We start from the raw sequence: 14,458 nt of genomic DNA on the forward strand, positions 1-14,458 counted from the left end.
GAGGGACGGTTCCCTCCTCCTCCTTCCCAAACCCTTCCACCTCTCCCTGGCAGTGGGTAACGATGCGGGCAGATTCGCCAGTACCGAGAGAATCAGTCATTGATGATCAGTGCCGGAAGTGTTCGTAAAGCCGGCCACGATGATGCGATTGCGCTTGTGCGACAATGCGATCCCACAGGCTTTGGGTTTAGGAAAAACCCTTACGACGCAAGCGCTTGTCAAGTTGTGACCGGTTCGCTTGAAAGCTGTAGCTCGGAAAATTTCCCGAATCATTTTGCTTTATCAAGCAAATCGGTTAGCGTTTGCGGCTGACGCGATTGCGAGTCGTGTGATTTGGAACGAGGAGAAACCCTAACCCGGAAAAAGTAAACCCCGACGCAGCAAGCTACATCGGGGGGAAAGAATGATCTTAGAAGCGATTGCCGTCGCTCCGAGAGACCCATCTCAAAAACTCAAGTCTCAATCTAAGGCTCCTTTCCCTCACTGTCAATATCGAGCGCAGCTTTTGCGAACGGGTGAGCTTTGCCCGGATTTCAGAAAGGAATCCGATGCAGACCATCGCCAGTTTCAGAAGGGTGACGCCTGGCATTCTTGCCAGCGCTGCCCTTGCCATGAGGGAAGACAACCGCCCCGCGACCAAGGCGCAGGTTGCGAGCGCGCTAAAGAAATGCGCCGGTCGCCTTGGCATAAAAGGCTATCCCTACCAGATCCTCGACACGCTTCTTGCTATCTCCCCGGCAGAGGACTGGACAGAGGGCAAGCGTCCCGTCGTCGCCATATCAAATGCCCGTTTGGCCTATGATCTTGGCGTCTGCGAGAAAACCGTCACCCGCGCCATTCGTTCGCTCGTGGAGGCGGGCATTGTCGCTTATCGCGACAGCCCGACCGGTCGCCGCTATGTAAATCGGGAAGGCGGGGGCAGCTTCGGCCTTGATTTCTCGCCCGCCAGAGCGCGGCTCGCGGAACTCGAAGAACTGGCGAGCGCTCATGTTGATGAGTGGCGATCGATGCGCGAGACGACACGGCAAAGCCAAGGTGTCGCCCGGCAGATCGTCGATGCGCTCGAACAGCTTCGCCGTGATGGTCATGAGACGCAGGGTTTCGAGGAGAAGTTCAATGCGCTCGTAGTCGATTTTCACCAACAGAGGGCAAATCCTGACTACCTTGCGCAGCTCGTGGACCTCCTGAAGGACGCACTTGCACTGTATGAGCCGTCCGAGCAACCTTCGGGGTCATCGCCACAGAATGATGATTCTGCCGATCAAAGCCGTAAAGAGTCCCCCGCGCAGGACAATTCTGTCCCCCCATATACAACTACAACCCCCACGACATTAGTAAGAAGAGAACGGCATCGCGCTAACGCACGATCGATTCAGTTTAGTTCTGAGATCGGCTCCGCCGATCAATGGGCTCTCGAAAAAGAGCCTGTGCGAGCGGAACCGTCTGCGCAAGACCGGGAACGTAGTGATGATGATCCTGCAACCACCCTTGATCTGCTACGGCTAGCTTGCCGCCAGCTTCAGGCCGAATATGGCATCAGTTTCTCGTCCTGGCGCGATTTGGAGGGGCAGGCCGACACAATCCGGGCGCTCATACAAATACCGCGCGAAACATGGGTCGCGGGCGTACAGGTCGCCGGCCGGATGAACGCGGCCGCGGCGCTCGCGATCGTGGCTGAGAAGCTGGTGCGGTCCGCCGCGCTGAAGCCGGGCGCGGCCGAGATCGCGAAGCCGGCGCGCTACTTCCTGTCAATGCTGTACCGCTCGCCGAAGGGTGAATTGCACCTCGCGCCGACACTGCGGGCCTTGGCGAAATCTGCCATGAACTAGGGCGCTCGAATTGTTGAAGGCGAAAGGGAAGCCCCCGCCGAAGCAGGCCGGGGGGACGGCGCGAATACCGATGATGGTCATTGGCATCGAGGTCCTGCCGGCAAGATGTAGGGAGCTGTGCACGCTTTGCAAAGCGGCGCTGACAGTTTGAGGTGAAGGACCAAGCTACCGGCCTGGTTCATGTTCCAGATTGCCGACTGTCATTTCGATAGACGGGCGCGAAAGCTGTGTAGCGTAGCTGGCGGCACGGAGCAGGAAGTTTCGTGCGCGCGACGCCTAGGCCATTGATGTCAATGTCGTCGGGACGAACACTGTGAAGCCGTGCCGGTCAAAATGCCGGTTTCGGCTATGGAATGAAATGGGACGAGAGCAAAGACATAGCGATCAAATCCCTTTGCATGGCAGCGTTGTCGATCGAATAGGCCACTAGGACCGTCCGCCCGGCCAGCAACAGCATAACCGAACGATTTTCCCCGCGCCTGCGGCGCTTCCTCGCGAGTCAAAATCGCCCGCCAATGCCGTCCTCCGCTGCGCTGCGGCCCTTCGGGTGCAGCCCGGTCTTTGTGCGGTCCTTTCTCGTGTCCATCGACAACGCAAGCAAAGGAGATCGCGCAATGTCTGACCTCGTAAACTTCATCCAGATCGACGCCGAAACCGACACGCTGACCGGCAACCTCGCAACGCTGACCTTCGACATCGACATCACCGGCGAGCCGGTTGAGAGCACGAACCCTCAGGCTCCGGTCTACCGGCTTTACGCGAAGTCCCCGCGCAACCGCCGGATCGAGATCGGCGGCATCTGGAAAAAGAAGAACCAGAGGGGCGGCGAATACTATACGCTCACCGTCAACACCGGCTTTGCAAAGCTGAACGCGAACCTGGGCCGCTATCCGGGGCAGGATGACGAAAGCCTGATGGCGGTCATCCCCTGGGATTGATCCACCCGGCCCCCGCTTCGGCGGGGGCTTCCCTTTCGCCTTCCCTGAGACGGAGAGTTCAATGACTGATTCCCAAACCCACCTGTTTCGTGTGGAGCTCGAACGCCCAAATGGCGCCCTGGATTGCTATCCGTGTGTATCGCTCGATACGCTGCCCGAGCTGATCGTTCCGCTCATCTCGAGCGCTGATGAACACGCCGGCACCATTGTCCGCGTCTACGACTATCAACGCTGGACGCCCGACAGTGAAAGCGGGCTCATACGTGCCCTGTCTCTCCTCGAATAGGACTTGCCCCTTGTTCGATCCGCGCCGGAGGCGGATCGAACTTTCTCGCCAACGGGCGAGGGGCGATGCCCCTCGTCCCGATAGGTCAGGATGGCACCGAACCGCCCGATCCGGTCAAACTCGGTCGCTTGCGACCGGAACCGGAGCCACGCGCAGCGGCGAGCCCGCGAGCATGGCGAGGCTCTGCAATTTGACCGGATCGAGGATCGGTGCATTTCAACAAGGAAATAGTCGCCGGCGAAGCCGGCCTTCCATGCAGTAAGGGTTTTTCCAGCCCGGAGGGCCGAAGCCTGCTTTCGAGGGAAAGCAGGCGTAGCAGGCGGAGGCCTGAGCGCGCCCCCAATGGCGCCGTAGAGAAGGCCGGAGCCTGTGGGAAAACCCTGCGGCCGAAGGCCGCCGTAAAACGCTGTCCCAAAACTGACGTTTTTGATATGTTGTTTTTGTTACGGGTTTTCTGACAGATTCGGGAGGTGATATGGCACACACTGACATTTGTCCCAAAAATGACCGTTTTTGGCACAGGGGGCTGAATGCTAATCGGCTACATGCGTGTATCGAAGGTGGACGGCTCGCAGAGTCTCGACCTGCAGCGAGATAGTCTCGTGCAAGCGGGAGTCGATCCGAACAACATCTATCAGGACCTGGCGTCGGGGAAACGCGACGATCGGCCGGGCTTCGCCGCGTGCCTGAAAGCATTGCGGCGAGGGGATACGCTTGTCGTGTGGAAGCTCGACCGGCTCGGCCGCGATCTGCGCAACCTGGTGAACACGGTTCATGATCTTACAGCGCGAGACATCGGCGTGAAGGTCCTAACCGGACATGGCGCATCAATCGACACGACGACGCCGGCGGGCAAGATGGTTTTCGGGATCTTCGCCGCTCTGGCTGAGTATGAACGCGAACTGACAATAGAACGTACTGTGGCGGGCCTCTCTGCTGCGCGAGCGCGCGGGAGAGTAGGAGGGAGACCGCCGAAAATGACAAAGGCGAAGTTACGTTTGGCTATGGCTGCGATGAGCCAGCCGAGAACGAAGGTCGGGGAACTATGCCGGGAATTAGGCATTACCCGATCGACCCTTTATCGGCATGTCGGGCCAGACGGCACCTTGCGGACCGAGGGGAAAAAGCTCCTGCCAAGCTAGTCGTATTTGACATTGAAAATGTCGCAGGATTCATTGTGAAATGATTCTGCTGGATGGAGCAAAACATTGACTCCATTAAGGGAGATGATAACGGTTAGGACGTTCTCTTGTATAAAAGTACACCAATAAGCGCACCAAATAAAATCGAACGTGGGAACGACAGACTGGCGGAACAGATGAAGGGCATCTCAAAGGTAATAACGTTTGACGGCCCACCTGAACCAGAGAAAATAAAACCGGGTGAAGCCGGCGTGAATCTCTCTTGGTTGACAGAACTCGCGGATAACCCTCCTCCAAAAAACAGGCATTGGTCTAAGATGCTTAGGGAGTTGGTGTTAAATCCGCGAGCGGATGGGACAACTCCGACAAATGACGAGTTGGCGGCTAAACTCGAAGTCTTTCGAGATACAGTGATGCGCGCCAAAAAGCGTTGGCAAAAGATCGGCGTGATCTATCGCGTCAATTACAACGGCGTTTATGCTTACAATCCCAAAATGCTTGTCGCGAAAGACAAGGACGGGAATGTCATAAAGCACGTGTCGATTGATGTGCGGGCGGCGTCCGATATGGAGGCCTACCACTAGGGCAACTAGCGGTACTTCTCAAAAAGATCGACCTGTTCGGGCTTGTCTCCGGCCTCCTCAGAATGTGCCGGAGCACTCGCATTTTTGCGTGCGGCCGCGGCCGCCGCTTTGAAGGCTTCTTCAAGCGGCAAGTCCTCTTGTTCGGTATCTTCGGTCGAAGGCAACGCACCTCGTGGCGGAGGGGAGTTCTTTCCAAGAACCGCCTTCACATAGACGTCGATATCGGCGTCACTGGTGAAGGTGCCGGTTGGTTTAAAGGTGTAGGTCCACTCGGCCGGAACGTTCGATGGGCGATGATCCTTTGCGTCTTCAGGAAAGGGGAATTTGACCTGATAGACGTTCTTGCCGATTCCGGTAACGAAGGCGGTCACACCTTTATCATCGACGCCTAATTCCGTGCTGAATTCCGATCGTTCGATAGGGCTGGCGCGATGCGTTTCCTTCAACCATTTCGTCGTGCCATCGGTCATCATGTCCCGGCGATACTCATAGAATGTCGTCTCGCCCAGGTCACGTTCCATGCGTTCGGCTGTGGGGCCAAAGTTGATACGAGTTATGACCTTCGTGCCAACAGACGCTATGAGGACGTCGAGGACTTCCTGTCCGTAGTTTTTGGCGATCTGTGACAGGTCTTGCAGACCGAGTACGGCGCAGACCCCCTTGGACCGACCGAGAGTAACGAAGCGCTCGAAATCCTGAATTTCAGGAAGCTGACCCCATTCGTCAAGGAAGAACCATATACGGCGCAGGTCATGGTCTGAAAGCAGGTTACTGTCCGTTACCGTAGAGACTGCGACCGCGTAAAGCGCGGAGATCCAGCCGTCAGACAGTTCGGCATATCGACCGGAGTGCTGGACAATGACCGTTCTCTGATCGGTCTTGTTGACCAGCCATTCACGCAACCGGAATCGCTGCCTTCCCTCATAGGTCGGCCATGCCGTCGCCAGCATTTCGAGCAGGCGCATATTCGTTTCGAGCTGTCCGAGAGTGGACATGACCTGCTTGTAATCGGCGGTCAAAAATATGTCGGCTCCGCGCTGATACTTGAGCATGATCCGGAGCAGTTTTTCCTGATCCTGACGCGTTTCATTGAGCAGATCGAGCCATGTCCATTCCTTCGGTTTTTCCGCCATCAGCTTGATAGCGCAGCCGGCGAGGACAGCGCGAGCGCTCTGCGTAAAAAACGGATGTCCGTCATCGGGAATGATACGTTGCGCCAATTCAACAGCGTCCTGTGACACGATCAAATCGGCCGCAATATCCCAAACCGCCGAACGGTCATCCTGTGGCGCCAGAAGAAGCGGAGGAACCTCTTTTCCGTCACGAACCGATGGAGGTGTTATGCGGGTATAGTCACCCTTCTCATCGAAGATGATAGCTTTGTCCCCGCGTTCGACAACGGAGCCGATCATGCGACGAAAAGTTACCGTCTTGCCACCCCCGGGAGCGCCAAGGATGAATGTGTGATTTGTCTCGCGAGGGAGCGTGTAATGCCATCCATTGAACATATGGATTCCGCGAGTCTTCGGATAGCGATTGTGCTTCTGCTCGTAACGAGCAGCACGCAACAAAGCGTCCATTCCCTCTACGACCATTCCCGAGATAATGATGCGTTGCCGAACCACGAGCCACTTCTGAAAAATGAATACTCCGAGGAGGGCGAGAGCGACTAGAAGAGGCGCAATAACCACTACCTGGTTGCGAATAGCTGAGCCGGCGAGGGGGCTTCCGATCGCTTCAAGATGGGATCGGCAAGCGCCCCATTTCCATATCGTCAGGCAATCCCATGCCTGCGAAAATGAGAGTTGGACGAAATGACCGTTCGCCGTAGGCCATGATGGGTTTACGAAACGGAAGTACCACAAGAGCGGCGTCATGACCGCCGCCACGATAGCAGTGATAACGAGAACTCCAACAGCAGGTTCAGGCGGTTTCCGTATCATTTCTCAAATGCCTTCCTGCCTTTTTCGATCATCGCAATGCGAAGCTTCTCGTTATCCTTTTGCTCAAAAGCAGTCAGCAGCACACCGAGGATGAAGGCGGGGTTCTCACCGCGAAGACCTGCCTTCACGACGAGCCCACCAAGCATGATTTTCTCATGCGCATCCTTTTGCCGATTTGCCGCCATCTTGTCTCGATACTCCCTTTGTCGCTTCCCAAGCAGGAGCGCTAAGCTTCCCGCTTCACTCGGCGGGTGTTTGTTGAAATCGCTCGGCCACCTCTTTCAAAGCCTTGAGCAGATCGCGATCGGAGACTTCAACGTCAGCGAGGCCGGCTTTGACCGCTAGGCTTCCCAACCTTTCAGCTTCTTTTGCACGCTCAGCGTCTAGCTGCTGCTGGAGACGTGCAATCTCGTCTTGGATCTTCGATACCTTTGATGTGCGAGCCACGAATAACCTCCGTTGTTGCGCTGTACACTCGTCATTGATACCGCCAGTTGCTCTATACGGCAAGATTGATTTCCACTCGATAAGCGGTCGAGCGATAGCGAGACACAGAGAAAAACAACGAGTTGGCGTAGCCAACGCATTGTCAGTCCCGTTCGGAGCCGCGCAGCGCTCCGATTGTAAGGGCGCACTTATGTATCGACAAGTCGATACCTGCTTGTTATGTGTGTTCGCATGGCGATATTTCATCTTCATGCGAAGGTTTTAAGCAGGGCGACCGGGCAAAGCGCGGTCGCAGCAGCATCATATCGCCATTGCGCCGCCATGACTAATCAGACCTATGAACGGTCCTATGATTTTTCCAACAAGAAGGGAAACGTTCACAGCGAATTCGCGATACCAGCTAATGCGCCGGAATGGGCGCAGGCTCTCGCGAACCTTTCCCCGGTTCAGGCGTCGGAGGCCTTTTGGAATAAAGTTGAGGCATCCGAGAACAGGAAGGACGCGCAGTTTGCTCGTGAAATGACACTTGCCCTGCCCATTGAGTTTTCGCGAGAACAGAACATTGCCCTGGTCCGCGAATTCGTGGAGGAGAACTTTTCAAAGAAGGGGGTCGTGGCGGATTGGGCGTATCACGAGATCAAGGGCAATCCGCACGTTCATATCATGAGCGCTTTGCGGCCTCTGACAGATGAGGGATTTGGAGCAAAAAATGTTCGCGCGGTTGATGAGAATGGTGAGCCGAAATTCTCGAAGAACGGCCATGCCCTCTATCGCCAGTTCGCCGGAGACAAGGAGCTCATCCCTGCACTGAGAGAAGCATGGGCGGATGTGCAGAACCATCATCTTGCCTCACACGGGTTCGATATTCGTGTTGACCACCGCTCCTATTCAGAGCAGGGAATTGCGATCGAACCAACCATGCACCGCGGGCCTACCGCCGAGGGGATGGACCGGAAAGGGGTGAAGTCGGATCGCATAGAGATCAATGCAGAGATCGAAGCGACACGCCGCCAGCAGGTGATGGCAGATCCTTCCATCATCCTGAAGCTGATCACCGCTGAAAAGTCTGTCTTCGATGAGCGCGACGTTGCGCGAACAGTCCATCGCTACACCGATTCCTACGAGGATTTTCAGGCGCTGTTCCTCCGCGTAGGCGCGCTTGAAAATCAGGTGATGATCGCATCACCGATCTTCGATCCTATGACAGACAAGATCATTGAGCGCGCAAAATATACAACGACGGAAGTGCTCGATACCGAACGAACTATGATCGCTTCTGCGCGGTCGCTAGTCGGTCGGGACGGTTTTGCGGTCAATCAGAAGAGCGCTGATAAGGTTGTCGCAGAGGTTGAGAAACGTGCCGGTTTCAAATTCGATCCAGAGCAAAAGGTTGTCATTTCTCGCCTAACTGAAAAGGCGGGTATCGCCGTCATGGTCGGTTACGCAGGTGCCGGCAAATCGACTGTGATGAACGCTGTACGCGCGGTTTACGAGGGAGAGGGGAGACGTGTCGTAGGCGGAGCGTTGGCCGGCAAGGCTGCAGTCGGCTTGCAGGAAAGTGCAGGCATTGAATCCCGCACACTTGCCTCCTGGGAGGCGTCTTGGAAGAACGGCCTTCGCCAGTTGGGGCCGGGCGATGTGTTCGTACTTGATGAAGCAGGCATGGTCGGTTCAGCGCAGATGCAGCGATTTGTTTCTGCGGTGGAAGAAGCCGGAGCGAAGCTCATCTTACTCGGTGATGCGCGCCAGTTGCAGCCGATTGAAGCTGGTGCCGCCTTCCGGGCTATTGCCGATGACGCAGGGTATATCGAGCTTACGGGCGTTCGCCGCCAGCGCGAAGAATGGATGCAGAATGCGACTATTGAATTCGGCAAGGGGAATACCGCGGACGCGATCGGGCGCTACGTCGAACATGATCTCGTCCAGCTCGAATCTGACAGTGCATCGGCTCGGAATTCTTTGATCGGCAATTGGCGGAGTGATTGGGAGGCCGGCGTCGATGTGTTGATGCTTGCGCATCGCAATGTCGATGTCCTTGCTCTGAATATGGCTGCCCGAAACGTTATCAAAGAGGGAGGCGGTCTTCAGGAGGAACATGGGTTCCGGACTGATCGGGGCCAGCGTCAGTTTGCGGTTGGGGATCGTATCGTATTTCTGGAGAAGAGCCGTGAACTTGGTGTCGAGAACGGTTCATTCGGCAATGTAGAGGAGGCTAGTCGCGGCCGTCTCGTGATTGGTCTGTTTGACGGCCGAAGCGTCACCGTCGCACAGAACGGTTACGCGAATATCGATTATGGCTACGCAGCGACGATCCACAAGAGTCAGGGCGCGACGGTCGATCGTGCCCACGTTCTGGCGAGCCCGACGATGGACGCGCACATGACGTATGTGGCGATGAGCCGGCATCGAGACAGTGCGACCCTTTATGCAGGTTCCGATGAATTCAGAACTCTGGATAAGCTGGTGGACACACTTTCACGCGATCGCATGAAGGATACCACTCTCGCTTATGAACGGACTGACGATTACCGTCTGAGCGTGAAGGAATTTGCTGAACGGCGCGGCATCCCATCATTCAGCGAAATTGGGGATATGTTCCGTCATCAGCTTGCGGCATTGCGAGAGCGCTTCACGAAGGTTGCCGAGCGGCTGGAAGCCATTGGCAAGAAATTCGCCCATGTCATTCGGCCCGAGCAGCAACAGGGCAAAGCCGCCGAACATCGGCCGGAATATCAACCGTCACAGCGGCAGGTCGTAACGGTTCCGGACATCACATTCCCCGAAATGACTTCTGCGGTTCGTCAAGCCCTTTCCCGATTGGAGCATAATCTAGGACATGCCCAAATCTCCGATACGGATCGAGCACGTCGGCGTTGGTTCACGAGTGCTGGATATGAATTAAGGGACGGTTCAGCCGCCACGGATCTTCAGCGCTTCAATCGGGAAATTGCTTCCATTATTCCGCAAGCGACTGTCGTTGCCATCGGTCCGGATCTCGGCGCCGACGATCGCAATCAGGTTCAGTCGCTATTACCGGAGTCGGTTCGAGAGGCTTTCATCGACAACTGGCCGCTGATCCATGCCGGGCAGAAAGCCGGTCAGGATCTCACGCGCCTCGAACTCGCGCAGACGCTCAACAGCGAAGCGAAAGAGAGGCTGGTAGTCGAACAGTATGAAAGGAGGCAGGCGATGTTTGCGACACCAGAAAAGCCACTTGTTGCAGCAATCTCCGACTGGCGCGATAGCATCGAGGCGACGGTTGCGGCACGGATGGAAACCCGGCCGGTCATGCAATCAGCAACACGCCGTCTCGAGACGGCGGTTGCAGCCGTCTGGCAGCGGCCTGAAGCCGTGCTTTCTGCGCTGCGGAACCGGATAGATGACGGGCGGGTTCTAGTCGCCGATTTCGCGCAGTCCATTCGGGATAATCCAGCATCTGTTGGCGAGCTTCACGGCAGCAGAAGCATGTTCGGCCGAAATGACGGCGTGCGAGAGAAGGCGCTGGCAGCGGTCTCGCCGGCGATCTCGGCCTTGCAGGATTACGGCCAGGTTCGAAGCAATCTGAGGAATGATCTGACCAAGGACGAGCAGCGGTTCCGTACCCTGATGCGGGAGCCAGTTGATGATCTTTCGCAGGCTGCACGCGAGCTTGTCGGTCGTATCGAGAGAACGCCTGCAGATCGTCTAGGGACGTTGATTAGATCGGCGGATGATCAGCAGGCAATGGGTGAGTTGCGCCGGTTTGTCGAGACAGTTCGCGACCGGTTCGGTTTGCCGGGAACAAATGAGCTTGATCGCGATCGCCTCGCCCAGGCGATGCCCGGTGCTGATCAGGAGCGGGTTGAAGCGTTCGCAGCCGGGTACGCGAAAGCTGACCAGCTTGTGACGACCGTGCAGGCGGCTCAACAGGCGCAAAAGATTGAAATGAGCCATGAGCAGCAGCAGGTGCGTGGCCGGGAGAGGGGCGAAGGAATCTCGCATTAAGATTGTAGGAAATGGTCGCTTTTGGTGATGCTGTATATTGCAAAATCCGTCAAATTGGGTAGGACTGATTTTGAGAGGGTGATCATTCCATTGATCGCTTGTCCATAATGAGAGACAAGGCGACTTTTGATGCGGAACTCAGTAATTGTAGCTCTGGCATTCCTGTTGAGTGCCTGCGCGAACAAGAAAGAGAATTTCGATACTCTATCGGTTAGAAAATATCTCGATTCGTCGTTGGCGACTGTGAATGAGGAAAAGCGATATGCTTCGCTATATCCGAGAGCACTAGAGCCCCACGCAAGTAATACTGTCAGGCTGCATCCAGAGACCGCCGGGCAAGAGCTTTTACAGCCGGTTCATGCTCGTTGGAACGGAACACTTGATGATATCACACGGAAAGCGGCCCGCATGGCCGGCTATTCCGTTAGGGCGAATGGAGAACGTTCAGGGTCTCCAATCTTGGTTTCGGTCCATTGGGCCGACATGACGCTTCTTGGTCTGTTGCGGGAAGCTTTCGGCCAAGGAAAAGGGCGCGCATGGCTGGAAATTGACCAGTTCGCACGCGTCATGACCATCCACTACGCCCGGCCTGAAAAAAGCCCGGTCCCGCACCTGGACGACACCAAGCTATGAAGCAGTTTCCAACAATCCTTGCCGCACTGTCCGTCTCTGTCGCCCTGGCCGGTTGCACCACGACCGGTACATCGAATCCGGACGAACCGCCTCCACCTCCAACCCTTGGCGGAGTGGACAACCTAACGGGCGGAACGACCGCGCCTATGACTTACGAGCAGTTTGCCCGTAAGACGCGCAGCGGGACCGGCGCGAACGCCGTTGATGCAGAGCGGTATTCGGCGCTGCGCGACGCTGCGCTCTCATATGCGGCGCAGGCCGCCTATGAGCGGCGTTCGTGGGAGATCCTGCGAGAGCTTGAGGCGCAGTCGTCGAGGCTTTCGCAAGAGTTCAATTTCAATGATGTGGTCTACAAGGCACCGAAAGAGGCGGGCTATGTCGTTCCTCCTGTCGTGAGCAGGGCCAAGGAAGCGATCACCATCACGGACGGCGGCCGCGAGAGCGTTGCGGCCGATGAATATTACCGCATCGAGAAGCCCGGTCGCCTCGTGGCCGTGATACCGAGCTGGCGCGATTATCTCGTTATCGGCGTCGATAAGACCCCTGATCCCTCAGACCAGTTCCTTCCTTCTGGAAAGGAAGAGCGAAAGATTTGGGACCGCTATATGGCTGAAGGCTGGCGGCAGGGACGGATGCAGGCCGAGGAAGCGTTGAAGGAAAACATGAACCTTCTTCGCCGCGACTATTTGGGCATGGTCGAATATCGGCGTCTGGTCGATGCTGGCCTGGTCAAGAGCCTTGTAGTGACGTCGAGCGAGGTTCGTGCCAAGGGCACGCCGGAAGAGCTGTTTATCGGCCAGCGCCGGGTGAAGATCGAGAATGCCGCGACGTTCGTTTCCGACCCGAGGCGTTGGAAACCGATCACTCGGAGATTCGAGGTCTCCAAATGAACGGAAACTCAACTTCGAGCCAGACAAGCACGGTCGATCCTGCTGACCCCCTCGGCCTCCGCAAGCAGGAAGGGGGATATGGCGGGCTTTTCATCGTCGTAGCTCTGATTGCCGTGGTTGCTGGCTATTGGTTCTATAGGCGAGGCAGATGATTGACGAAACGCGTCTGGACGATACCCCATTCAAGCCAACGGATTCCTTCGTACCGGTCCTGAAGGAAGAGCCGACGCGGTTCGATTCCTCGCCCGAGATCTTCGACACATTCATCGTCGGCGCCGGCAAGCGCGGGGCGTCCGACATTACCATCCAGTCGGAAGCCCGGCCGCGCATTCAGATCAATTCTCGCCAGCATTTCGGCACCAAGCGCATGTTGCTGCGCTCAGAGGTCGATCTACTGCTGTCGTACATCTGGCGATCGAGCGATGCACCGAGCATATTGCGCCAGGGCCGTTGTCTCGACTTCTCCTATGAGGTCCAAGTCAGTCGCCATGAGCGGCATCGTTTCCGCGTCAACGCAACCCCGATTACGAAAAACGGCGGCTCCGGCGTCGAATTGACGATGCGCTCATTGCCGTCTCGTACACCGACTCTCGATGATGTTCAGCTCGAAAATGAGTTGAGGCCGTTTCTCAATCCGAAATCCGGCATCATCGTCATTGCGGGCGGGACGGGCCATGGAAAATCGACAACGATGGCTGCAATCACCCGTCATCATCTCGAAAACCACGAAAATCCGCGAAAGATCGTGGACTTTCAGGCGCCGATCGAATTCACATTCTCCGATATTCTCAGCGAGCAGGGCGATTCCGCGAGCTTGATCGGCCAATCGGAGATCGGGGAGGGGCGTGACCTTCCTACCTTCGCGGCCGGAATCTGGTCGTCACTTCGGCGTGCGCCGGCGATCATCAATGTCGGTGAGGCACGCGATCATGGTTCGATGAGCGGCTGTATCGCTGCAAGCATTCAGGGGCATATCGTCAACACGACCACGCACGCGGGCTCCGTAGCCGAGGGGCTACGGCGCATGGCGATGGAATTTCCGGCGGAGGAGCAGGCCGCGCGAGCGTTCGACCTGATCAGCTCCTTGCAGATCTTTATCGCTCAACATCTTATCCGCACGACGGACGGCACCAAACGCTTTGCGGTCCGCGAATTCCTCGTGTTCGATGATGATGTTCGCGACCGATTTCTGGATAAGCCAATCGACGGCTGGTCCGCTGTGGTGCGTCAGCTCCTCAAGGAGGGAATGAAATCTGACAAGGTTATTGCGCGACCGCTCGCCCAATCGACTATGAAGCTTGTCGACGAAGGTTGGATCACGATGAAAGAGGCCCGGAGTTTCGTTCCGCGGTCGATGTTTGAGGTCCTGGAATAGAGGAGATGCGGCATGACCGATCATAATCGGTATGCAGTCAGGCCGATGACTGAAGGCCAAAGCCGGGAAGCGCAAGAGGACTTGACGCTAATCATACGCGGTGAAGATCGAGATTTGCCGTGGGGTCGATTGAGATTGCTTCTCGATCACGAGCTGGTCGAGATTGCCTATCCTGTTATCGCTCAAGGAAGCGTTCGGTCACTAAATCCGACTGACAAGGGTCTCGCCTTTTTGGAACGGTGAAGAAATGAGAAAGAACAGCGTTGGAACGCCACCTGTGCCTAAAACAGGAATCATCGTTGGCAAAGCACAGTCGGGAAAATCCGTGACAATGGTAGCAATTCTGCGCAAATTGATCCGAATCTAAAATATTCAGCGATATCAATGGCTTAGTTCCATAATAAGGG

13 protein-coding genes are annotated in these 14,458 nt (G+C 56.3%); 10 read left to right on the plus strand and 3 right to left on the minus strand.

Annotated elements, in window-relative coordinates; translation table 11 throughout:
- Positions 1-548: 548 nt before the first annotated feature.
- The 5 genes from repC to DOU54_RS27245 all read left to right on the plus strand — a co-directional run bounded on the left by repC (position 549) and on the right by DOU54_RS27245 (position 4,779).
- Complete coding sequence (gene repC / locus DOU54_RS26290) at positions 549-1,829, plus strand: plasmid replication protein RepC (protein WP_100560285.1); 1,281 nt, start codon at positions 549-551, stop codon at positions 1,827-1,829.
- A gap of 614 nt (positions 1,830-2,443) precedes the next feature.
- Entirely contained in the window at positions 2,444-2,767 is a 324-nt protein-coding gene (locus DOU54_RS26295; protein ID WP_100560382.1) for a DUF736 domain-containing protein, read from the plus strand.
- Positions 2,768-2,828: 61 nt separating this feature from the next.
- Positions 2,829-3,053 (plus strand): hypothetical protein, encoded by a 225-nt coding sequence (locus DOU54_RS26300; protein WP_113732127.1) that lies wholly within the window; start codon positions 2,829-2,831, stop codon positions 3,051-3,053.
- 530 nt (positions 3,054-3,583) lie between these two features.
- Positions 3,584-4,195, plus strand: a complete 612-nt coding sequence (locus tag DOU54_RS26305; protein ID WP_113732128.1) for a recombinase family protein — start codon at positions 3,584-3,586, stop codon at positions 4,193-4,195.
- A gap of 107 nt (positions 4,196-4,302) precedes the next feature.
- Positions 4,303-4,779: a hypothetical protein gene (locus DOU54_RS27245; protein ID WP_146617407.1), complete on the plus strand. Its 477-nt coding sequence runs from the start codon at positions 4,303-4,305 to the stop codon at positions 4,777-4,779.
- A 5-nt stretch (positions 4,780-4,784) separates the two neighbouring features.
- Here DOU54_RS27245 and DOU54_RS26310 read toward each other — a convergent pair whose 3' ends face one another.
- From DOU54_RS26310 to DOU54_RS27660, 3 genes are all read right to left on the minus strand, one after another.
- Positions 4,785-6,656, minus strand: coding sequence for a type IV secretion system DNA-binding domain-containing protein (locus DOU54_RS26310; protein ID WP_193603472.1), 1,872 nt, complete (start codon positions 6,654-6,656; stop codon positions 4,785-4,787).
- 62 nt (positions 6,657-6,718) lie between these two features.
- The gene (locus DOU54_RS26315) at positions 6,719-6,907 is read right to left on the minus strand and encodes a conjugal transfer protein TraD (protein ID WP_100560295.1); all 189 of its coding nucleotides are present in this window, start codon (positions 6,905-6,907) and stop codon (positions 6,719-6,721) included.
- Positions 6,908-6,962: 55 nt separating this feature from the next.
- Positions 6,963-7,169 carry a TraC family protein gene (locus tag DOU54_RS27660; RefSeq protein ID WP_157803361.1) on the minus strand — a complete coding sequence of 69 codons (207 nt, stop codon included), beginning with the start codon at positions 7,167-7,169 and terminating at the stop codon, positions 6,963-6,965.
- Positions 7,170-7,400: 231 nt separating this feature from the next.
- Here DOU54_RS27660 and traA point away from each other — a divergent pair, with 231 nt between their 5' ends.
- The 5 genes from traA to DOU54_RS26345 all read left to right on the plus strand — a co-directional run bounded on the left by traA (position 7,401) and on the right by DOU54_RS26345 (position 14,294).
- Positions 7,401-11,153 carry a Ti-type conjugative transfer relaxase TraA gene (gene traA, locus DOU54_RS26325; protein ID WP_193603473.1) on the plus strand — a complete coding sequence of 1,251 codons (3,753 nt, stop codon included), beginning with the start codon at positions 7,401-7,403 and terminating at the stop codon, positions 11,151-11,153.
- 129 nt (positions 11,154-11,282) lie between these two features.
- Positions 11,283-11,786 (plus strand): DotD/TraH family lipoprotein, encoded by a 504-nt coding sequence (locus DOU54_RS26330; RefSeq protein WP_113732131.1) that lies wholly within the window; start codon positions 11,283-11,285, stop codon positions 11,784-11,786.
- Positions 11,787-11,932: 146 nt separating this feature from the next.
- On the plus strand, positions 11,933-12,676 hold the full coding sequence (locus DOU54_RS26335) for a type IV secretory system conjugative DNA transfer family protein (RefSeq protein ID WP_286079969.1): 744 nt from the start codon (positions 11,933-11,935) through the stop codon (positions 12,674-12,676).
- A gap of 148 nt (positions 12,677-12,824) precedes the next feature.
- Complete coding sequence (locus DOU54_RS26340) at positions 12,825-14,051, plus strand: type IV pilus twitching motility protein PilT (RefSeq protein WP_113732133.1); 1,227 nt, start codon at positions 12,825-12,827, stop codon at positions 14,049-14,051.
- A 12-nt stretch (positions 14,052-14,063) separates the two neighbouring features.
- The gene (locus tag DOU54_RS26345) at positions 14,064-14,294 is read left to right on the plus strand and encodes a hypothetical protein (protein ID WP_113732134.1); all 231 of its coding nucleotides are present in this window, start codon (positions 14,064-14,066) and stop codon (positions 14,292-14,294) included.
- Positions 14,295-14,458 lie beyond the last annotated feature (164 nt).

Origin of the sequence: Agrobacterium sp. MS2 (genome assembly GCF_003261015.1) — a bacterium.
Taxonomy (GTDB): domain Bacteria; phylum Pseudomonadota; class Alphaproteobacteria; order Rhizobiales; family Rhizobiaceae; genus Agrobacterium; species Agrobacterium pusense.